At 38.6% G+C, this 22,461-nt stretch carries 15 protein-coding genes; 14 read left to right on the top strand and 1 reads right to left on the bottom strand.

What is annotated here, in order from left to right; genetic code table 11:
• Positions 1–3 precede the first annotated feature (3 nt).
• The 13 genes from GI584_RS18250 to GI584_RS18190 all read left to right on the top strand — a co-directional run bounded on the left by GI584_RS18250 (position 4) and on the right by GI584_RS18190 (position 17,054).
• On the top strand, positions 4–894 hold the full coding sequence (locus GI584_RS18250) for a carbohydrate ABC transporter permease (protein WP_153792114.1): 891 nt from the start codon (positions 4–6) through the stop codon (positions 892–894).
• Positions 895–918: 24 nt separating this feature from the next.
• Entirely contained in the window at positions 919–1,551 is a 633-nt protein-coding gene (locus tag GI584_RS18245; RefSeq protein ID WP_153792113.1) for a YesL family protein, read from the top strand.
• Positions 1,548–3,230 carry a glycoside hydrolase family 2 protein gene (locus GI584_RS18240; RefSeq protein WP_153792112.1) on the top strand — a complete coding sequence of 561 codons (1,683 nt, stop codon included), beginning with the start codon at positions 1,548–1,550 and terminating at the stop codon, positions 3,228–3,230. The genes GI584_RS18245 and GI584_RS18240 overlap by 4 nt, the downstream gene beginning before the upstream one ends.
• An 88-nt stretch (positions 3,231–3,318) precedes the next feature.
• Positions 3,319–3,747 (top strand): Gfo/Idh/MocA family protein, encoded by a 429-nt coding sequence (locus tag GI584_RS18235; protein WP_194842035.1) that lies wholly within the window; start codon positions 3,319–3,321, stop codon positions 3,745–3,747.
• A complete protein-coding gene (locus GI584_RS18230) occupies positions 3,737–4,456 on the top strand; it encodes a Gfo/Idh/MocA family protein (RefSeq protein ID WP_194842034.1) in 720 nt (239 codons plus the stop codon). Before GI584_RS18235 ends, GI584_RS18230 begins: the two co-directional genes overlap by 11 nt.
• A 420-nt stretch (positions 4,457–4,876) precedes the next feature.
• Entirely contained in the window at positions 4,877–6,238 is a 1,362-nt protein-coding gene (locus GI584_RS18225; protein ID WP_153792109.1) for an ABC transporter substrate-binding protein, read from the top strand.
• Positions 6,239–6,457: 219 nt separating this feature from the next.
• Positions 6,458–7,372, top strand: a complete 915-nt coding sequence (locus tag GI584_RS18220) for a carbohydrate ABC transporter permease (RefSeq protein ID WP_228552436.1) — start codon at positions 6,458–6,460, stop codon at positions 7,370–7,372.
• On the top strand, positions 7,372–8,214 hold the full coding sequence (locus GI584_RS18215) for a carbohydrate ABC transporter permease (RefSeq protein WP_100359362.1): 843 nt from the start codon (positions 7,372–7,374) through the stop codon (positions 8,212–8,214). Before GI584_RS18220 ends, GI584_RS18215 begins: the two co-directional genes overlap by 1 nt.
• Before the next feature lie 30 nt (positions 8,215–8,244).
• The gene (locus GI584_RS18210) at positions 8,245–10,038 is read left to right on the top strand and encodes a sensor histidine kinase (RefSeq protein WP_153792107.1); all 1,794 of its coding nucleotides are present in this window, start codon (positions 8,245–8,247) and stop codon (positions 10,036–10,038) included.
• A 3-nt stretch (positions 10,039–10,041) separates the two neighbouring features.
• Entirely contained in the window at positions 10,042–11,658 is a 1,617-nt protein-coding gene (locus GI584_RS18205) for a response regulator (RefSeq protein ID WP_153792106.1), read from the top strand.
• 543 nt (positions 11,659–12,201) lie between these two features.
• Positions 12,202–13,095, top strand: coding sequence for a glycoside hydrolase family 43 protein (locus tag GI584_RS18200; RefSeq protein WP_153792105.1), 894 nt, complete (start codon positions 12,202–12,204; stop codon positions 13,093–13,095).
• A complete protein-coding gene (locus tag GI584_RS18195) occupies positions 13,088–15,088 on the top strand; it encodes a glycoside hydrolase family 65 (protein ID WP_153792104.1) in 2,001 nt (666 codons plus the stop codon). Before GI584_RS18200 ends, GI584_RS18195 begins: the two co-directional genes overlap by 8 nt.
• 415 nt (positions 15,089–15,503) lie before the next feature.
• Positions 15,504–17,054, top strand: a complete 1,551-nt coding sequence (locus GI584_RS18190) for a Na+/H+ antiporter NhaC family protein (protein WP_153792103.1) — start codon at positions 15,504–15,506, stop codon at positions 17,052–17,054.
• Positions 17,055–17,097: 43 nt separating this feature from the next.
• Here GI584_RS18190 and GI584_RS18185 read toward each other — a convergent pair whose 3' ends face one another.
• Positions 17,098–19,119, bottom strand: coding sequence for a cellulase family glycosylhydrolase (locus GI584_RS18185; RefSeq protein ID WP_153792102.1), 2,022 nt, complete (start codon positions 19,117–19,119; stop codon positions 17,098–17,100).
• Positions 19,120–19,337: 218 nt separating this feature from the next.
• Here GI584_RS18185 and GI584_RS18180 point away from each other — a divergent pair, with 218 nt between their 5' ends.
• A complete protein-coding gene (locus GI584_RS18180; protein ID WP_194842033.1) occupies positions 19,338–22,082 on the top strand; it encodes a choice-of-anchor I family protein in 2,745 nt (914 codons plus the stop codon).
• Positions 22,083–22,461 lie beyond the last annotated feature (379 nt).

Raw genomic sequence — 22,461 nt, 5'->3', positions numbered from 1 at the left:
CATATGTTAAGAAGTAAATCATTATCTTCCAAAATAGCGGATGCTGTTTTGATTATTATATTAGTATCGATTGCAATTACTTGTATTTTACCTTTATGGTATACGTTATCTTTATCTTTAAGTTCTAAGACAGCTGCAGCGGCTGGTGCTGTTGCCTTATGGCCAGTAGAATTTAACTTTAATTCCTATCAACAGTTATTACAAGATAGTCAATTTTTTAAATCTTTCTGGATATCGATACAACGTGTTATCTTAGGTGCCGGGCTTAATTTTATTATTGTGCCTCTTATGGCTTATCCGTTATCTAAGACCGTTAAAGATTTTAAGGGACGTAATCTGTTAATGTGGACGTTGATTTTTACAATGTTATTTAATGGTGGGTTGATCCCTCTTTATCTTACGGTGAAAGCTTACGGTTTAATGAACAGTATTTGGGCTTTAGTGTTAGTTGGTGGTGCCCAAACGATTGTTTTTAATATTATTCTCACCATTAACTTTTTTAGAAACCTTCCTTCTTCTTTGGAAGAGGCTGCTTTAGTAGATGGTGCAGGCCCGTGGTATATTTTAACGAAAGTATTTATTCCGTTATCTATTCCGGTTCTCGCAACCGTTTCGCTCTTTAGTATTGTCTACCATTGGAATGAGTTTTTGTATGGCCTTATTTTCATGACAAGAGAAGAGTTTTATCCTTTACAAACGTATATTCAACAACTGGTGGTATCCGTCGATCCTTCTACAATGACAGAGGATCAATACAAACGAATGAGTGAGTTATCAAACCGAACAATTGATGCTGCCAAAATCTTTATAGCGATGATCCCTGTTTTAGTGGTTTATCCATTTTTACAAAGATACTTTATTCATGGTATCACTTTAGGTTCAGTTAAAGAGTAAGAAGGGAGAGTGAGGGGATTGGAAATGACAGGAATGGAACGGGTGTATTATCTTGCTGACTTTGTTTTAAGAGTTGTCTATTTAAATATGTTAGCAATTACTTTTAGTTTGCTGGGTCTGCTTTTTTTCGGGTTGTTCCCGGCAATGACTGCTACTTTTTATATTGTGAGAAAATGGTTAACAGGTGAAAGTGATATTAAAATAACGAAAAAATTTTATAGCGTTTTTAAAAAGGAATTTTTCAAAAGTAATGGAGTCGGTTGGCTATTAACATTAATTGGTTTATTGTTATATATTAATTTATCCATTGCTAATGTGATCAGTCATTCGTTGCTACAGTTAAGTTATTTTCCCATTTTAACGGTTTTTGTTTTATTCGTGTGTCTTTGTTTATTCATCATTCCTGTGCATATCCATTTTCGAGCTTCACTTGTCTCGATTTTAAAGCATGCTTTTTTGTTGTTATTTGTTCACCCTTTGAATACATTGTTATTGTTGATAACGGTTTCAATGTTTTGTATGATGATGAAGACGATACCGGGACTTATTCCAGTATGTGGCTTAAGTGGTTTCGTGTTGATAGTCATGCATTTTAGTTTGAAGACGTTTGACAAAGTTACAACCATACAAGGGGAACGAAAGGAAGTCATGTTATGATACGTTTGTTTCAAAACCATCATGTAAGAAGATATCAAGAATTAGATGGACTATGGGATTTTCAGCCTATCGATGAGAATAGTACAGTGGAGGACGTGCAGGGTTTTGATTATCAATTGCCTGTCCCTAGTTGTTGGGAGTCACACCCCTCCTTTGCCAATTATCGCGGAAAAGCAGCCTATCGTAAAAAGATCATGATAAAGAACGCCACTCATTTACACCTGGTCTGTAAAGGGATTAGTCATACGGCAGAGATTTATCTGGACGGAAATTATGTTACCTCTCATTATAATGCCTACACTCCTTTTTCTCATCTAATCAAAAATGTGAAAGCAGGCGAGCATGAGTTAATGATCATGGTCGACAACCGTTTCACGGAACAGTCCTCATTACATATACCTAATGATTATTATACGTATGGTGGTATCATACGTCCGGTTGCGATCGAATGGATTGACAGTGTAATGGTGAATCAGGTGAAAAGCGTCCCTGTCAAAGTGGGGGAGATTTGGAATTTGGAATTAGAGGTTGATATCGAGGTATTGGAGGCTACACCAGACGATTATTATTTAGAAGGGAAAATCGCTAATCAATCGTTTGAGGTTGGTCTTAAACAACATGACAATTCAGCGTACATTAAGCTTACGCATTTGATTGAAGGGTTAAATGTGTCCGCATGGTCAGCAGATGCCCCTCATTTATATGAGTTAGAACTTCAACTAGTGAAAAAAGCAGATGAAGTGGTTGTTGACGATTATATAGAGCGAATTGGATTTCGAGAAGTCACAACAGAAAATGGAAAGATCCAAGTAAATGGTGAGAATGTTGTTTTAAAAGGGTTTAATCGTCATGAGGATCATGCGATTGTCGGTGCGTCTTTTCCGTTAAGTTTGATGGTGAAAGATTTAGAACTGATGAAGGATATGGGGGCAAATGCTGTCCGCACAAGCCACTACCCAAATGATGAGCTTTTTCTTGATTTATGTGATGAGATGGGTTTTCTTGTTTGGGAGGAAAACCATGCTCGTGGTTTAAGCTTAGAGCGAATGCAACATCCGCTTTTCCGTAAGCAGTGTGAGCAGGTAAATCGAGAAATGGTAGAAAATCATTACAACCATCCATCTATTATTATTTGGGGAATTTTAAACGAGTGTGCGAGTAATACCGAAGAAGGGCGCGACATGTATCAGGAGCAGCTCGAACAAATTCGTGCACTCGATCAAAGTCGTCCTCTTACTTTCGCTTCTCACCATCGAGCAGCTGAACTATGTTTTGATTTGGTTGATATTGTATCATTTAATTTATATCCACAATGGTATACAGGTGAAGATCCCAGTGAGTTAGCTGATCAAGCAAGAAACTGGGCAGATGAGTCAGGTGGAAAAGGAAAACCAATGATTATGAGTGAGTTTGGTGCTGATGGTTTATACGGATACAGGTCACCAACTGCAGTCAAAGGGACAGAAGAACGACAGGCGATGATTATCGAGGCGAATTTGGATGTTTTTATGGAAAAAGATTATATATCTGGCATGTTCATCTGGCAGTTCGCCGATTGTCGAGTAACAGAAGAAGACTGGTTCATGACGAGAGCTGGAACCCAAAATAACAAAGGGATTGTCAACAGCTATCGTCAACCGAAACAAGCCTATCAAATCGTTAAAAACAAATGGATCTAGATCGGTGTACGGATGATGTCGGCGGGGATTTATTAGTAAGTCGATAAGAAGTAGTGCTTAAGCCATTTCGTTAAAGGAGGTACAAGTTTTGCCAATCAAAGTAGGAATTGTTGGACTCGGACTACAAGGCTCGAAATATGCATCACTTATTTATGATCGACAGGTTAAAGGGATGCAATTAACAGCAGTCAGTTCCCGCAGCACGGAGAAACGGGACTATGTGCAGGAGCGTTTTAAAGATGTGCTATTCTATCACGATTATCGAGATTTACTAAATGAATCCTTAGTAGATGCTGTTATCATTTGTGTCCCGCATTTTCAGCATGTTGCTGTTGCGATCGAAGCACTTTCCCGAAATAAGCATGTGTTGGCGGAAAAGCCACTAAGTGTACATACAAAAGAGCTTGAACCATTGCGACAAATAGCAGAACAAAAATCCGACTTGTGCTTTGGGATCATTTTTAATCAACGGACAAAGCCGGCGGTATCAAAAACTGAAGGGTTTATTGTCAAATAATCGTATCGGAAAGATAAGAAACTGGCAATGGACAGCGACTAAAACCTGGCGTCCTCAGGCTTATTACGAACAGAATGATTGGCGTGCTACTTGGAATGGAGAAGGTGGCGGTATACTAATCAATCAAGCATCTCACCATATCGATTTAATAGCTTGGTTATTTGGAATGCCCCAAAAAGTTTATGCTCACCTTAAGTATGGGTCGCAACGAGACATTACCGTTGATGATGACGTAACCACTGTTCTTCGTTATGCTAACGGCATGTCCGGTGTTTTCACTACTCGTACTCATGACTTTTTCGGAGCAGACCGGCTTGAGATTCTCGGGGATAAAGGCAAAATCGTTATTGAAAACGGAGATTCCATGAATATAAAGGTGTTCGATCAAGAAGAACAGTTGTGGAGTAAGGAATTAGATATATCTGAGTTTAAGGCTATCGAGGAAAATGCCCCTCTTTATCAAGAAAAGTTCCTCGAGTTTCAAGACGTCGGACAAAATCCATATGTAAATATTATGGAAAATTTTACGGAAAACATTACAAAAAATATCCCATTATATGCCACCAGAGAAGATGGCGAACGTAATGTAGAACTGATTAATGCAATCTACTTATCAGATTGGCTACAAAAAGAAATGGACATACCTTTTGACCACTCGCTTTATCTTGAAAAACTAAATGAGATTATGAGAAATGAAAGAGAAGACTAGGTCGATGGTCTTCTCTTTTTAGATGCTTTTCTTATTTTAATTTACTTTTATGTTGTGGCAGCGTTGTATTAGTTGCTAGGAAATTACGTTCTGTATTTGCTCTTATATTTTTAAGGTTATATTTCTTCTTTGGCATAATATTCAACTCCTTTGTACTTATTTGTCACGATGATGAAGAAAACTCCCAATGATGGAAGTTTCCTTTATAATATGTGCACCTTACAAATGTTTATGAATTTTAAGGGGAAATGTATTTTCCTTGTCACCATTGCCACAGTGGCCATGCGCCTCCAATCCCAAAATTATCCAATTTGTCAAAGTACCTAAGAATTTTTATGTAAGCCCTTACTTTTCTTTATTCCTTTGTATAGGTTTACAATTTAAAATAAAATTAACTTATTAAGAAAGGGGTTATTAGTAATGAAGAAATGGTATTTATTTTTAGTTTTAGCATTTTTGACTGCTTTGGTTGTTGCCTGTAGCTCAGATTCTGCTAATGAAAATGAAGAAGATACAGCAGGATCTGAAGACACAACTGAAACAGAAAGTAATGATACAGAAAGTGAAGAAGCGTCAGGTAATGAAGAGGTCACTTTACGAGTAGCGTGGTGGGGTGGTCAGGAGCGACATGACCGTACATTACAAGTAATTGAAATGTACGAGGAGCAGAATCCTCATATAACGATTGAGGCGGAGTATTCCGGTTTTGATGGTTATTTTGACAAATTAAATACACAATTGGCTGCTGGAAATGCACCAGATGTTATTCAATTTGGCGGTAACTTAAATGACTTTGTTGCACGAGATGTTATTTTACCATTAGATGATTATGTAGGAAATGAAATAGATACAAGCTTACATGATGAAAGTATGTTAGATTCTGCAACATTTGATGATCAATTATATGGAGTAACACTTGGTACAACAGCATGGGGGTTATTATTAAATAAAACAGCTTTTGAAGAAGCCGGGGTTTCCATGCCAAGTAAAGAGTGGACTTGGGAAGATTTTAAAGAGTTAACACCACAATTAACAGAGAACCTGGATGGAACATATGGTACAGGTGATTTTGGAGAAGATGGTTTCGGTGTATTTTTAGCACAAACAGACAAATTTACTTATTTAGATGGTGAGATTGGTTTTGATCAAGAGGATGTTAAAGAGTGGTTTAATTTATGGAAAGAGCTCCGTGAAAGTGAGGGAGCTGCTATTCCAGAGGTTCAGGTATCTGCATCTCAAACACCTGAGCAATCCTTAATTGTTCAACGCGATGTAGCGATTGAATCTATCGCAAGTAATCAGTTAGGTGCTTACACTGGTGCGACAGAGGATGAGTTTGAATTATATCCTTACCCTGCTAATTCTGACACTAGTAAAAATGGGGTTTCTTTGAGACCGAGTCAGTATTTTGCAGCATATAAGGATACAGAGCATCCAGAAGAAGCTGCTAAGTTTATGGATTTCTTCGTGAATAACGTCGAAGCGACTGAAATATTAGGTAATGATCGTGGTGCACCGGTTAATGCTGATGTACGTGAAAACTTAATTGATCAGGCAAGTGAATTAGATGAAGCAGTATATTCTTATATTGCTTTAGTAAGTGAAACTTCAGATGCACCATTTATTCCTAACTTACCTGGTTACAACGAAAATACACAGTTATTCACCGAGACAGAACAAATTATCTACTACGATCAAAAATCAGTAGATGAAGCTGCAGAAGATTATTACGAAGAGTTACTGTCCAATATCGAAAAGTACGAAAATGAAGATGAAGAGTAAAGTGAAACTTATCTAGAAGTTAACGTCCGTGATAAATAGCTGGATAACAAAGTGACTCCTAGGAGTCACTTTGTTCCATCCATCTACCATTTGAAGTCTTAGTTTATCCCTAATTTCAGGAAAGCAGCTGCTGTTGGTTTGCTGAGATGAAGACTTCAATATCAGCAAAATTAGGAGGGGTGACAATTGAAAAGTTCAGAAGCTTTAGCAACAACAACTATAAAGAAAAAATCGAAAATATCAAAGGGAAAACGTAAGCAATATATTGCCGCCTATGTATTTCTGTTACCATGGTTAATTGGCTTTTTAGGATTAGTATTAGGACCGATGATCAGCTCGTTGTATTTATCCTTTACCCGCTTTGACTTATTGAATACACCAGAGTGGATTGGACTGGCGAACTTTCAGGAAATGTTTCAAGATGATCGATGGATTGCTTCCGCAAAGGTTACTTCAACCTTCGTGTTTATAGCTGTACCAACGCAGTTGATTGCCGCTTTATTAGTAGCAGTGTTATTAAACAAAAAAATGGCCGGAATTGGCTTCTACCGTACGACATACTACTTGCCTTCGTTACTTGGTGGAAGTGTAGCAATCGCGATTTTATGGAAAAACTTATTTGAAATTGACGGGTTAGTCAATCAGGTGTTATCGTTTTTTAACATTCAGGGACAAGGATGGATTTCACATCCTGACTACGCCTTAGGCACAATCATTATTTTAGCGACATGGCAATTTGGTGCTTCCATGGTTATCTTCCTAGCAGGTTTAAAACAAATTCCGAAAGAACTGTATGAAGCAGCGGCCGTTGACGGTGGAACTAAACCTCAGGTATTCTTTCGGGTTACATTGCCGCTATTATCACCGGTAATTTTCTTTAACTTAGTTATTGAACTAATTAAATCGATTCAAGTGTTTACCTCAGCATTTATTATTAGTGAAGGTACGGGTGGACCGATTAACTCAACGTTATTCTACACCCTCTATCTATATCAAAAAGGTTTTACTCAATTTGAAATGGGTTATGCCTCTGCAATGGCATGGATATTAGTGTTTGTATTAGGTGTGATGACACTAATTATCTTCTTCTCATCCAAATATTGGGTGCACTATGAAGACGGGGGGAAATTGTAATGAATCAAACTACTAACACAAGCAAACTGTTAACACATGTGTTCATTATAGTATTCGGGTTATTTATGTTATATCCGGTGGTGTGGATGGTAGCAAGTTCCTTTAAACCGGAAACACTAATCTTCTCATCTCCGAGTATCTTTTCGAAAGAATGGACTTTGGATAATTATACGAATGGTTGGAATGTAGTACGAAATGTTAACTTTGGTCAGTTTTTTAAAAACTCTTTTTTAATTAGTCTAATTGCGGTGCTTGCCAATCTAATTACCTGTTCCATGGCAGCTTATGCCTTTGCTAGGTTGAAATTCCCATTGAAAAAGCTGTGGTTTGCATGTATGCTAATGACTATTATGTTGCCGGCGCACGCAACACTTATTCCACAGTATACGATTTTTCATAATTTGGGCTGGGTAAATACTATTTTGCCACTAACCGTACCAAAATTATTAGCTACGGATGCCTTTTTTATCTTTCTCATGGTACAATTTTTTAGAGGGATACCTCGAGAGTTGGATGAAAGCGCCATTATGGACGGTTGTGGAATTTTTCAAATTTACACGAGAATCATTATGCCATTGGCGGTCCCTGTGTTAATTACAACAGCGATCTTTACGTTTATCTGGACATGGGATGATTTCTTTAGTCAAATTCTATATTTAAATACGGTGGATACGTTTACGGTGCCATTAGGCTTGCGATTATTCCTTGATTCACAAGGGGAGTCATCGTGGGGGTCTGTGTTTGCCATGTCCGTGCTTTCCCTGATCCCGATTACAACTGTGTTTTTCATTTTTCAACGATATATTGTGGAAGGTATAGCTACTACCGGTATTAAAGGGTAAGTCATATCTTGCAAGAAAAGAGGGTTATGCATGATTCGAAAATTAAAAACGATGATGGTTGTATGTTTCGTTTTCGTAAATGCCCTCTTTCTTGCAGGGGTTAGTTATTCCTCTTATCAATATTTTTTTAACTTTACCTCGGAGGAGATTAGTGAGGCAAAACTGACGCTATTAAATGAAAGCGCTAATAAATTATCGGGTGTGATCCAGAATGTTCGCGAGGCCGGGACGTTTATTGCAATTGATCGTACGGTCGTTGATATTTTCGATAAATCGGATATCAGTCCGTATGAAGCGTTAGTTGAGCGAAATGAATTGAAAAATCTGGTCAATAATGTTGCCTCTTTGAAACAAGAGGTTTATTCCGTTGAAATATATACGGATCGTTATCAGGATCATGCCTATCTTTATGATTATAATGTTCAGCCAGAGACCAATTTGACTGAGAAGGCTTGGTTTGAACCTTTTATTGAGAACGTCGATAATGGCTGGGTGCCAAGACATACAGATGAACTGATGGATAGGGAAATGATCAGCTACGTCCACCGGATTCTAAATCAGCGAAGTGAAACCGTTGGATATATTAAAGTCAATGTACTGGCCGAAAATTTTCTGGAATATTTAGTAGATATGGATTTATATGATGAAATTAATGAGCCGTTTATTTTGTTAAATACTGGTGGGAGAATTATTGCAGAAACGCATTCCCGAGAAGAGTTTCCAGTTTTAAATGATATAACCGTACCAGTTGAAGATGAAATTTATGAACGGTTAATTCCAGAATATGACGAATTAACGGACCATCATCAATTAATTCGAAAAGACAATGAATATTACTTATTATTAATATCGCAGCCTAACTATGAACAGTGGCGTCTTGTTCAGGTTATTCCGGTAGATGATTTGTATGCTGAAACGCAAGAACTAGGGATTAATGTGTTAGTGATTGGGTTGATTGCGATCCTTTTATCAATCCCTATTGTTTACGGTATTGGAAAATGGATTACCAAACCAATCAGTCATATGGTTAAAGCGATGCACAAAGTGGAAAAAGGGCAATTCGATGTCCAAGTGAAACGCCATTACGTCGAAGAGTACGATATTTTAGGTAAGAATTTTAATCAAATGACAAACGAATTGTCGGAGTTACTTGAAAAACTGGAACAGGAAAACACCAATCGCCGCGAAGCAGAAATGCGTGCATTACAAAGTCAAATTATGCCTCATTTCCTTTATAATACTCTCGATATGATAAAGTGGAAATCGCTTGATCATGATGCAGAAGATGTAGGGGATATGGTTAATAAATTAAGTAAGATGTTACGAATTGGCTTAAGCGGCGGCTTGAAATTTATCCGTTTGCGTGACGAATTGGATCATGCCAAATGCTATATTGATATTCAAAAACAACGCCAGCCACAAGCGATCGATTATAAAGTTCGTGTACCGGCATGGATGAAGGATTACTATGTTCCAAAAATTATTCTACAGCTGTTTATTGAAAATAGTATCAAACATGGCTATCACAATGTTGAATCAAGAAAGATGGAGATCAACGTGCAAGGAGAGATGTGTGGAAAGAACGACTGTATTAAATTAACAGTCCTGGATAATGGAACGGGTTTACCGGATAATTGGAATTTTTCTGATGCGAAAGGTATTGGTATTCAGAACGTAAGAGAGCGGATTGCCATGTATTGTGGAGAGCAGTTTGATGTAGACATTTATAATCGCGAAAAAGGTGGCGTGATCGTCGAAATTCGGTTACCGATTTATAAGGAGCAACCTTTTACAAAGGGTCAGGCGGAAGAATCGGGGGAATAGACTATGAAATCAGTTTTAATAATAGACGATGAATTATCTGTAAGAGAAGGTTTAATCAAGCATGTCAATTGGGAAAAGTTGCAGATACGTGTTCTAGGTACTGCCAATGATGGACAGCAGGCTTTAAGAAGGGTAGAAGAAGAGACTCCGGATATTATGATTACCGATATTTATATGCCGGAAATGGATGGCTTATCATTGATCAAAAAAGTAAGAGAAAATTATCCGGCTGTTCGAATTATTATTCATAGCGGTTATAATCATTTCGATAATGCGCGAAAGGCGATTCAATATGGTGTTAAACATTTCTTCTTAAAGCCTTCACCTGTTACCGAAATTGAGACGGTTATTCAGGAAGTGTTACAGGAAATGGAGTCAGAGGATAAGCAGCAGGCGATTCTCGAAACCTATCGCAACCAGCGTCCAGCCTATTTAGCTTATCGGAAAGATACATTTATCCGTAACCTCCTATTTAACCGCTACCAATCAAAGGATCTATCGTTAGAAAGTAAAGATTTATTAGGAGTGAAAGTCGATGCATCACAGATTGTGACATCGATTATGATTAATCGCCCTCCTTATTTAACCAAAGCACATGAGCGTGATTGGCAGTTAATGAAGTTTAGTGTAGGTAATATTTTGTCGGAAACAATGCGTCAATTTTCAGAACAAAATGGATTAGTTACACATCTTCTCGATTATTCTGATTCTACATATGTAATGGTCGCTTTTTTGCCGGGTAATGAAATCTATTTAGAGCAATTAAATGATCAGCTCGTAAGCAAGATGCTCGAGAATGTGCTCTATTATTTAAAAGTATCCGTTATGATTGGGGTCAGCAATGTCAGGAAAAGCTTGCACCAGTTAACAGATGCCTATTCGGAAAGTATGCAAGCATTGGAAGTAGCTGAGTATGAAGAATGGAACAAAGTGTATCACTACCAGGAAACGAAGAAAAAAGGTTCCAGTGATGCTTATGTGTATCCTTTCGAAACGATCAAAGAAATCCATACCAAAATTACCGAAAAGGATTACGAGGAGTTATTAGCAATATGGGAACAGTTTGTAAACGGTTTATCGGAAGAAGACTATTCCCCTTTTTATATGATTCAGACGATTTCAATAAATATTCTAAGTGCGTTAATGATGGAGGATCAGTCGATGGATCATGTCGAATCGCAGCCTGAAGAGAAGTCCTCCTTACTGATAGAAGTCTATAACCATCATACAACAAAGGATTTACTGGAATGGATGACAGAGCAATTAAGAAAATGGGTGGAGCATTCCAAGGAAGTGCTTGCGAGTAAAAAGACAAGTAAATTAGTAGAGCGCGTAAAGGAGCATGTTCACCATTATTATGATGAAGAAATCACTTTAGCAGAAATTGCCGATATGCAATATGTGAACCGTAATTACTTGTCTCAACTTTTTAAAAAAGTAACCGGTGAGACGTTTGTAAACTATTTGAATCAGTATCGGATAACAAAGGCGAAGGAATTATTACGCGAAAAAAGGTACATGGTCTATGAAGTGAGTGAAATGGTAGGCTATCAGAATTCCACTTATTTCAGCCAGGTGTTTAAAGCCATTACAGGTGTCAGCCCTTCGGAATATTTTTAACACTATAAGATTCATGCACAAAAAACATAAACTCCGAAGTAACCTTTACGAAGAGTTGCTTCCTGCCATTCTTTCTGTAGAGAGTGCTTGAGTACCGCTGCGGCAGAATACTTCGCTTTCCACGGGCACGGCTTCAGCTTCCTCGGCAGAAAATCGCTGCCTGCGGGATCTTCAGCTCGCGCTGTTCCCGTAGGAGTCTGCGTATTCTGCCTCCGCTGGTAGTGGTTATCTGATTCATGAAAGATGACATTCATCGAATATACAGTTCATGGATTTCTTCTTACTTGATCAGAAAACGATACTAAGCTGCGGAAAAATGCGACACTCCTATGGGAAAGGAACAGTCTGAAGACCCCACAGTGAGCGTTCTTTGCTCGCGAGGAGGCTGAAGCGTTCCCCAGGGAAAGGGAGCGTTTTTCCGCAGCGACGGTTTTCCATTCTTCCACGAAAGAATGGGATAGAGTCTCGCCAATGATAATTTGCAGTTTTGTATCTATTTTAATTTAGAACTTGTAAGACTTAATCTATTAAGGGAGAGAGACGATGAAGATTAATAAGGAAGTGCAAATGAGGGATCCGTTTGTTTTTGTGGATCGTGAGCAAGGGAAGTATTATTTATTTGGCAGTACCGATAAAAATATTTGGGGGAAAGGTACTGGCTTTGATGTCTGGATCGGTAATGATTTGGAACATTGGGAAGGGCCATATCCAGTATTTCGCCCAGATATCGAGTTTTTCTCGGAGGAGAATTTCTGGGCACCGGAAGTACATGAATATAAAGGTTCCTATTATATGTTTGCGACCTTTTTGTTAAAGGATAGTGGAAAGCGTGGAACAGCAGTCTTGAAATCTGATTCACTAACAGGTCCGTTTCATCCACATAGTGATGGGATTATCACACCGGATGACTGGTTTTCACTGGATGGTACGTTACACATCGATGAAGACGGCAAGCCATGGATGGTGTTTTGCCATGAGTGGGTACAGGTTGGTGACGGTCAAATCTGTGCGGTTCGCTTAAGTGATGATTTAAAAGAAGCCGTCGAAGAGCCAGTTACCCTTTTTGCGGCATCGGAAGCTCCTTGGCCAACATCGTTTCAACATAAAACACGTAATACTCGTGAAAATTATGTGACAGACGGCCCTTACATATACCGAGCGGAAGACGGTGAATTATTGATGTTATGGGCAAGTTTTGTTGATAATGTCTATGCTCAAGGGATTTCCCGTTCGACAACAGGTAAGGTGACAGGACCATGGATCCATGATGAAAAACCGTTATTTGCGAGTGATGGTGGCCATGGGATGTTATTTCATGATTTAGAGGGACGATTACATCTAACCTTGCATTCACCAAATAAAACCCCGGATGAACGACCGATTTTTATTGAGATGGAAGAGAATGATGGGGTACTTAGGAGGCGTGAAGATGGATAGGAAAAAGATTGTCAGTAAACATTCACCTGTCGTCACAGGGGTAGAACCGAGGGCGCCGTTATCGATTGGGAATGGTGAATTTGGCATGTCAGTTGATTTTACCGGGTTACAAACATTTCCTAACCGTTATGTTACTCCATTAAGTACACAATCAAATTGGGGCTGGCATGCTACTGGCGGTAGCGATAGGTTCAGATTAGATGATGTGAAGATGCAATATTACGATGGGGCACCATATCCCCTTTTTCCAGAGGATAGAGAGGAAGCGTATCACTGGCTGAGACAAAATCCACATCGGTTACAACTCGGGCAGATCGGTTTTCTTTTTTATGATGAGGATGGGGAGTTACTTTCACTGGAGGAGGTCGTTCCTGTTAAGCAACAACTTGATTTATGGTCAGGTGTGATGGAGAGTGAATTTCTTGCGAATGGTGAGAAAATAACGGTCAAGACCGCTTGTGCTCCTAGTGATGATCTGATCGGCGTATCTGTTACGTCTTCGTTATTGGAAACAGGACGTATCGCGGTGCAATTAGCTTTCCCAAGTCCCAATATGACGGACCAAAAATGGGAAAACACATTAGCGTTGAATTGGGAAGAAACGGGTCATCAAACAGAAGTTGTTGAACAATCTGATCAATTCGTCAAACTGAAACGTGTAATGGATGATACGACTTATACGGTTGGCTGGAGTTGGAATACTGGAGAGGTTAAACAGATTAATGATCATCAACTGGTGTTAACACCTGATGAGGGAACATTGGCATTTACGTTGTCCTTTTCTGAAGATAAGCTCGTGGAGAAGTCGGTAAATGAAGTTTTTGACGAATCAAGTGAGCATTGGGAGTCATTCTGGACTAATGGGGGTTTCTTGACTTTTGAAGGAAGTAAGGATCCTCGAGCAGATGAATTGGAACGCCGGATGATCTTATCACAATATCTCTTAGCTGTTCATAGTGGGGGTTCGGTACCACCACAAGAAACAGGCTACATGTATAACAGCTGGTTCGGGGAGTTTCATTTAGAAATGCACTGGTGGCATGCAGCTCATTTCCCGTTATGGGGAAGAAGCTCGATCTTGGAAAAAAGCATGGGCTGGTATCTTGATATTTTACCAAAAGCTTATCAGTTGGCAGAATCCCAAGGTTATCAAGGTGCTCGCTGGCCAAAAATGGTTGGTGTAGAAGGAGAGCAGACCCCGTCACCGATTGCCCCAGGCTTAATTTGGCAGCAACCGCATCCGATTTTCTTAGCTGAATTGTGTTATCAGGCAGAAAAAGATGAGACTATTTTGCAGAATTTAAGTGACGTTGTTTTTGCATCGGCTGATTTCATGGCATCTTTTGCAAGCTATGATGAAGAGCATGGTGTCTATCAGCTCGGTCCTGGCTTGATACCAGCACAGGAGAATCATCAAATGGAAGACAGTGTTAATCCGCCATATGAATTAGAGTATTGGTATTTCGGTTTAGGAATTGCGCTTGAGTGGTGTGAGCGATTAGGTAAAGACGTACCGGAAAAATGGGTCGATGTCAGAGAAAATATTGCAAGACCAAGGGTGAAAGATGGCGTATATTTAGCTCACCGGGATTGCGAGAATACTTTTACCGAAAAAAATCACGATCATCCTTCCATGGTAGCAGCTTATGGTGTATTATCGGGGGAATTAATCGATCGAGATGTGATGCTTGAAACCTTGCATAAAGTCAAAGAAGAATGGCAATGGGAAACGGCTTGGGGATGGGATTTCCCAATGTGTGCCATGACAGCTACAAGACTAGGCGAACTGGAATTAGCGGTCGATTTTTTGTTAATGGACCAGGTAAAGAATACCTACTTGGTCAACGGGCATAATTATCAACATGATGCATTAACTGTCTACCTACCCGGTAATGGAGCACTGCTGATCGCAGTAGCAATGCTCGCAACCAAAACAGGATTCCCTGAAGGATGGACGATCCAGCAAGAAGGATTAAAAGACATATATAGATAACCTTGTTCAGCGAAGAGGATCAACTTACGGACAAATCAACAGGAAATCCGATGAAAGTGTCCGTAAGATCGAATCTAATGGAGACATGTAAGGGAAAAATGTCAGAACTGTCCGTATGAAGCAATCTTACGGACAAAGCTAGGTCAAATATAAAAAAGTGTCCGTAAGAAAGCACCTAATAGACAAAACGAAGAAAAAGTAAGCAAAACTGTCCGTAACAACTACACCCTAATTTATCCAAATATATTCAGCATTTCCGTTTCCTTCATTCCATTAAAAAAATGAGTGACAGATGCTTTAAAAATTGGTACACTATTTTGGTGTGTATTTCGGAGTGGAACAGTGATGGACTTTGTTCTGTTGCTGTTTTTTTCTGTATATAATTGGACAGGATAGTAATAGTGGAGGTTATGTTATGGAAGGTACTATATATTCGTTAATTCCGGCGATTTTGATGCTGGTTTTAGTTTTGGTGACAAGGAGAGTTTTATTATCTTTAGGAACTGGTATCGTTGTAGGGGCATTGCTTATTCATGATTTTAAGATGGAAGCAAGTCTTCAGCAAATCTGGTTCGTATTTCGAGATATTTTCTATACAGCGGATGGCTGGAATTTGGGAAGTATATATTTACTCGTCTTTTTGTTGTTATTAGGGATAATGACGGTTGTGATGACAGCTTCTGGTGGCAGTAAAGCTTTCGGAGAATGGGCGATCGAAAAAATAAAAACGAGACGTGGTGCTCAGCTTGTACCATCATTTCTAGGTGTTCTCATATTTATTGATGATTATTTTAACAGTTTAGCGGTTGGACAAGTCTCGAGGCCATTGACAGATCGTTATAAAATATCCAGGGCAAAACTAGCCTATTTTATTGATTCTACCTCTGCTCCAATTACGGTAATTACACCGATTTCAAGTTGGGGAGCATATATTATCGGGACGCTCGGCTCGATTTTTGTTGCAGCGGAAGTGACGCAATTCCAGCCTTTAGAAGCATTTGTCAAAATGATTCCATTAAATATGTATGCTTTTGCGGCGATGCTTTTAGTATTTTTGGTGGCTGTGTTCAGCATTGATATTGGTGCGATGCGAACCCATGAGAAAAGAGCACTGGAAACAGGTCATGTAGTCGATCCTGCAAAGCAAACAATGTCAGCGGACATGAAAGAGAACGCAGTCATCAATGAAAACGGAAAGATAATGCATTTATTAGTTCCAATTATTGTATTGGTAGTAGCCACCGTTGCGATGATGCTTTACACGGGGTATCAGGAAACGGAAGGCAATGCAACGATCTTAACAATGTTTGAAAACACGAATGTAAACCTTTCTCTATTCGTTGGTGGGGTATGTGCTGTTATAATCGGCCTAGTTATGTATGTTTTCTTAAAAGGGACTAAATTATCTGTGGTGAAAGTAATAAAAGACGGTTCCATGTCGATGATGCCGGCGATTTATATTTTAATACTTGCCTGGATGATTGGATCTGTTATTGACATCATCGATACGGGTGGTTATCTTTCTGAATTAGTGCAGCAGTATTCGTTTAACGTCAATTTTTTAGCACTGTTATTGTTTGTGATTGCCGGGTTTATGGCATTGGCAACTGGAACATCGTGGGGAACGTTTGGTATCATGCTTCCGATTGCTGCACAAATTGCAATCGAGTATGATGTCGATTTAGTACTTCCTGCAATGGCTGCAGTATTGGCAGGATCTGTTTTTGGGGATCACTGTTCTCCAATTTCTGATACGTCTATCCTATCCTCTACCGGTGCAGGGGCAAATCATATGGATCATGTTATTACCCAATTGCCATATGCGTTTATCAGTGCTTTGGCAGCAGGAGTCGGGTATTTAATATTCGGTTTAACCGGTCAAGTGACGTTATCGTTAGGTGTTACATTACTATTTGTCATCGTGATCGCTGCTTTATTTATTGTTGGAAACAAGAAAAAAGAGTAACAAAAAGGGCCTCAGCTTAAAATAGCTATGGCCCTTTTCCTGTTTATTCAGCTTTCCTCTTGCGATACCAGGTTAATCCTCCAAACCCGAATAATATTAAGAACAAACCAATACCCATAAAATTAAATTGAGCAGTAGCTGTATCAGGTAATCGGTTGCTTTCATTATGGTCAGATGCTAAATGTTGATCAGTTGTTTTTTCCGATGTGCTACCACTCTTTTCATCAGATTCAGTGGACGTTTCTTCTTTATTGGAACCGTTTGTTTGATCTGTAGATTCACTTTCTTCGTCAACTGTTGTTGTTTCCTCATCCTCGACTCCTTCCTCTTGTGTATTGTCATTCTCAGTCTCTTCATTTACGGGGTCCTCTTCAACAGGTTCTTCGTCCGCTAATGCGGTAACACTTTCCCCATCTTTAACTATAGTGTAATCAACCGTTTTACCACTCCAGAAGTGGAAGGTGAGATCAACTTCTCCATCTTCTACTTCATTAAAAAAGGTATCTTTTAATTCAATAAATCCTTCGTCATAATTTGGAGTAAAAGTATAACCAAATTCTTTAAATGCTGTCCAATCCTGTGGACCTGCAAAAGAGCCATCTTCATAATATGCTTCCATTGTCGCTAATTGATCACCGTTAAAGTTTGTTGGAATCTGGAATTCAGATGTGTTTCCTTCAGTCACTTCCAACTTAGGTGTTTGATAGATCCGTACATCAATATTCCAATCGACGCCACCAGTAAATGTAACAGTTAAGGTGGAGGCTGTACCAAAATCATTATCAGTTACCAGAGAACTCAATAATTCCTGAGAAAATGTGATCGTATTTTCCTCGATTTGATAATCGCTGCCTTCCTCTAGTACTTGATCAGCCTGATAGATTGCTTCAAAATCATTTCCATGCAGTTCAAATGTTATTTGTTTATCTGTGATTTCCTCTGACTCCTTTAAGTAAATGAAGTTATCGTTCGGAACTGCAGATCTAGTATGCCAGCTCGTTTGTGCCATATTGAAAAATTCCTGATCTGACCAACCCAGTGTATTGCGGTTTAAGTGTTGACCATTATCCCAAAGCATATGAACAAGGTCCTTTTCCTGGGCATAGTGAAGCATGTATTCAAAGAATTTTAGTTTTTCGCCTTGTTGGATAACACCGGTATCTACGTCAAAGCCAAGCAGTCCATATTCACCAATCACTGTTGGAATCCCATTAGCAGTAAAGGTATTATGAACACGATCAAATGTAGTGTGGATATCCTCTTTTGTATCTTGTTCAAAACGTGTATATCCGGCAATATTGACACTAAATGGCCAAAAACCGTAATAATGAACAGTTGCAATAATATTTGGATCCTCTAAGTTGTCGATAAAATCATATAAAGCAGTTATTTTTTCTGGTTCTAATCCGGTATCAAGTGTAGGTAACACTAATGGTCGAATATCATTATTTCCACCGGATTCTCTAACAATTTGATAAAAATGATCATTTAATTCGTCTAAGTATTTTTGACTTTCTTCCTCAGTTCCCCAAAATCTAGGTTCATTAATGCTTTCAAACATTAATTTGGTTGAATCATCTTTAAAACGTTCTGCCAACTGTGTCCAAATGGCATTAAAACGTTCTACAGTTTGATCATGGTTTTCTTGCATTCCCGATTCTATCCAAATCCAGGAATCATGATGAACATTAATCATTACATATAAATCCTCTTCCAATGCCCATTGTACCGTTTGGTCAACACGATTAAAAAAATCTTCATCGATTTCAAAGTCGCCGCTTTCTGCCATTCGTTGATCAAATGTGATCGGAATGCGAATACTTTTAAAACCTTCATCAGCAATTTTTTTAATCAAATCCTTCGTTACGAAAGGGTTTCCCCAGGCTGTTTCATCTTCACCAACAGCGTCATACGTATTACCAAGATTCCATCCTGGTTGCATGTTTTCGGCATATGTCTGGATATTAATTTCTTCGGTGGGGTTTTCTTCTGCGAATGTAGTGATGGAAGTAATACTAAGTAGAACAACAAAGGTAAGCATAGTTAAGGTGAACTTTTTCTTCAATATCAATCCCTCCCAAAATATATTAGAAAGCGCTTTCTAATATATGAATTTATCACATCAGTTTTTTAGCGACTACATCAAAAATAAGTGCTATTTTCATGTAAAAATGAGACATCATGGACATAATGATATTTTTACAAACTATTAACACTATTAACATATTCAATTAATGGTAGAGAAGTAGAATGGCAGAAGAATATGGAAAAAGGAGTGGAATGATGAAGAAATTTGCGATTGCTATTTTATTTCTATCTTTTCTTTTATCAGTAAATCCCATCATGACAACCGCATCATCGGATGTAACATATTATGCAGAAAGTGAAGATTCATTGGCTGTTAAATGGTTAGGCCGCTATTCAAGCCAAGCTCCAATTGATGATGGGGGAACCGAAATCATTGCATATGATCCGAATACATATTTAGCCTACTCTGTGAATGGATCTGATAGTACATTAGACATTATTGATTTATCTGGACTGGCTGATGGCCAGACAGAAATTCCATTGGTGAAAAAGATTCAGCTAAGTGATTTTGGTGTGAATGCTGGAGATTTAACAAGTGTAGCCATTGCCCCGGACAGCAGTTTTATCGCTATTACTGTACCAGCTGAAAACAAAGTCGAAAATGGCAATGTTGTTTTCATGTCTGCAGAGGGAAATGTATTAACCACCGTTGAAGTTGGTGCGTTACCGGATATGGTTACTGTTACACCTAACGGTAGCCAAGTATTAGTAGCGAATGAAGGGGAGCCTAGTGAAGATTATGCAGTAAATCCGGAAGGCTCCGTATCGATCATTGATGTTTCTAATGGCGTAAACGAAGGTGACAATCTAACAGCAGCTACGGCAACTTTTACAGATGAGATAATAGAGGAAGATGTCAGAAAAGTACATTATGACAGTACTTATGCAGAAGATCTGGAACCGGAGTATATTGTTGTTGATGATGCAAGTCAATATGGCTATATTGTACTGCAGGAAGCAAATGCGATTGCAAAATTGGACATCCAATCAGGTCAATTTCTTACGGTGAAAAGTTTAGGGTATAAGGACTTTTCAATAGCTGAAAACAAACTGGACGCATCAGATAAAGATGATGAGATCAATATCCGAAATTGGCCGGTATTATCGATCTATCAACCGGACGGAATGGATTTAGTAGAGATCAATGGTAAAAATTATTTGTTAACAGCAAATGAAGGAGATGCCCAAGATTGGGATGGTTTCTCAGAGGAAAAACGCGTAAAGAAACTAGTGGACGATTATCAATTAAATGCAGACCTTTATCAAGGGTATGATCAAGAAGAATTGGACAAAATGGTCGAGGAAGGCCTATTTGATGATGAGCAATTAGGAAGATTGAAGACTTCGACTTCTCATCCGACAAATGAAGAAGGAAAATATGAAGCAATCTATGCTTATGGAGGACGTTCCTTCTCTATATGGGATGCAGAAACATTAGAATTAGTTTATGACAGTGGATCAGAGTTTGAAGAAAAAATTGCAGCATTTGAACCAGAGTATTTCCATAGCAACAATGATGAAGACACTTTTGAATCAAGAAGTGATGATAAAGGTGTCGAACCCGAAAGCGTGATAACAGGGGAAGTAAATGGAACAACCTATGCCTTTACAGGATTAGAACGACAAGGCGGTATCATGGTTTATGATATTACCAACCCAACTTCACCTAGTTTTGATAGTTATTTTTCGTCCAGAGTATTTCAAGGACTTGATCTAGATGTAACGTCAGCAAGTGGTGATGTTGCACCTGAAGGTTTAACTTTTATTCAAGCAGAAAATAGCCCAACCAGGAAGCCAATTTTATTAGCAGCACATGAAGTGAGTGGTACTATTGCAGCTTATGAATTTGGCCAATCTTCTAATGCTGCATTAAGTGAATTAACAGTAGATCCTGGTGAGTTTAACCCTGAATTTTCACCAGAACAATTAGAATACGAGTTAGAAGTACCACATGATAAGGAAGAAATCCAAATTTCAGCTATGACACAATCAGTTGATGCATATGTTCTTGTCAACGGAGAAGATCCATCGGAACCTGTTGCTTTAGAGGAAGGTAACAATGAAATTAGCATAGAAGTTGTTGCAGAAGATGGATCTGTTTCGAATTATACTATTTATGTGAAAAGACTATCTGCGAGTATGAGTGAAGAATTGCAACGATCTGATAACGAGTTTGCTGTTCAAACAGATATTGCCGATTTAGATGAAAATGCTACGTTGAACCTTATTGTTCCTGAGGTAGATTCAGAACTGCGTGAAATTAGCTTTACAGAGGAGCAAGTACAGCAATTAAAGGAAAAAGAGATTACCGTTACGGTGGAGCAAGGAGAAATTGTTGTAACGTTTGATGCCAGATCATTTACCGGTGACGCGCCTGTTTCCCTGTTGGTCCAAAAATTAGATCAGGACCAGTACGAGTATAGTGAATTTGCACTAACAGATATTTACCATCTGCAATTTATGCAAGCTGATCAAGCTGTTACTAACTTTGAAACACCAGTCACACTATCTTTTAAATTACCGGAAGCAAATGAAGCAGCATCCATTTATCATTGGAATGAACAAGACGAAAAATGGGATCCAGTTGGAGGAACACTGATCGATGATTGGATCTCCGCTGAGACAGATCATTTCAGTGTATTTACGGTATTGGACTCAGTGGCAATAGCTGAGCATGAAGAGGGAAAAGAAATTGGGAATGAAGATATAACAGATGGAAAAGATGAAACAGGAGAAACAGATGAAGATAATAATACTTCGACTGTTGAAGAAGAGGGCGCTGATGACGAAGAACAAGCAACTTCATTTTCAATAGAAAATAGCAACAATAGCTTACCAGATACAGCTACGAATATGTATACACTCTTAGTAATTGGCGGAAGTCTTTTATTGATTGGAATGGCCATTGTTGTTATCAGACAACAGAAGAATATCCAATAATTAAATTAAACAAAAATCGTCGTGATCGAAGAGATCATGGCGATTTTTTATCATGGTGCTAAGACCTCCACTTCAAGATTCAAGCCTAAGAATCACGTGGATGAAGTAGAGTTGATAAACAATAAAAAGTTACATCCTTTGAAAAATATCTTCAAAAAAGAATGCATTTTATTCATTCAGGATCATATGATGTGGAGTAGTTTTTACAAGATTGTGAAATGCATTGAGATAGGGGAGATTATTCATCTCTTTAAAAGAAAATGCAACTGAGAGCCTTCTAGCAACACAGAAAATGGTTTATTAATGAAAAAATATGAGTGCTTGTTTAGTACATTCTATCTTTTTTCAGGAGAGAGTCAAGGTCTTACTCATTCCTTAA

Origin of the sequence: Gracilibacillus salitolerans (genome assembly GCF_009650095.1) — a bacterium.
GTDB classification, from domain to species: Bacteria; Bacillota; Bacilli; order Bacillales; family Amphibacillaceae; genus Gracilibacillus; species Gracilibacillus salitolerans.
This window is presented reverse-complemented; position numbering and strand designations above follow the sequence as displayed.

Excerpts from the sequence above, each read along its gene's own strand:
- GI584_RS18215 (WP_100359362.1), top strand. The coding sequence starts at position 7,372 with ATGAATCAAACTACTAACACAAGCAAACTGTTAACACATGTGTTCATT.
- GI584_RS18190 (WP_153792103.1), top strand. The coding sequence starts at position 15,504 with ATGGAAGGTACTATATATTCGTTAATTCCGGCGATTTTGATGCTGGTT.
- GI584_RS18245 (WP_153792113.1), top strand. The coding sequence starts at position 919 with ATGACAGGAATGGAACGGGTGTATTATCTTGCTGACTTTGTTTTAAGA.
- GI584_RS18240 (WP_153792112.1), top strand. The coding sequence starts at position 1,548 with ATGATACGTTTGTTTCAAAACCATCATGTAAGAAGATATCAAGAATTA.
- GI584_RS18195 (WP_153792104.1), top strand. The coding sequence starts at position 13,088 with ATGGATAGGAAAAAGATTGTCAGTAAACATTCACCTGTCGTCACAGGG.
- GI584_RS18180 (WP_194842033.1), top strand. The coding sequence starts at position 19,338 with ATGAAGAAATTTGCGATTGCTATTTTATTTCTATCTTTTCTTTTATCA.
- GI584_RS18250 (WP_153792114.1), top strand. The coding sequence starts at position 4 with ATGTTAAGAAGTAAATCATTATCTTCCAAAATAGCGGATGCTGTTTTG.
- GI584_RS18210 (WP_153792107.1), top strand. The coding sequence starts at position 8,245 with ATGATTCGAAAATTAAAAACGATGATGGTTGTATGTTTCGTTTTCGTA.
- GI584_RS18225 (WP_153792109.1), top strand. The coding sequence starts at position 4,877 with ATGAAGAAATGGTATTTATTTTTAGTTTTAGCATTTTTGACTGCTTTG.
- GI584_RS18200 (WP_153792105.1), top strand. The coding sequence starts at position 12,202 with ATGAAGATTAATAAGGAAGTGCAAATGAGGGATCCGTTTGTTTTTGTG.
- GI584_RS18205 (WP_153792106.1), top strand. The coding sequence starts at position 10,042 with ATGAAATCAGTTTTAATAATAGACGATGAATTATCTGTAAGAGAAGGT.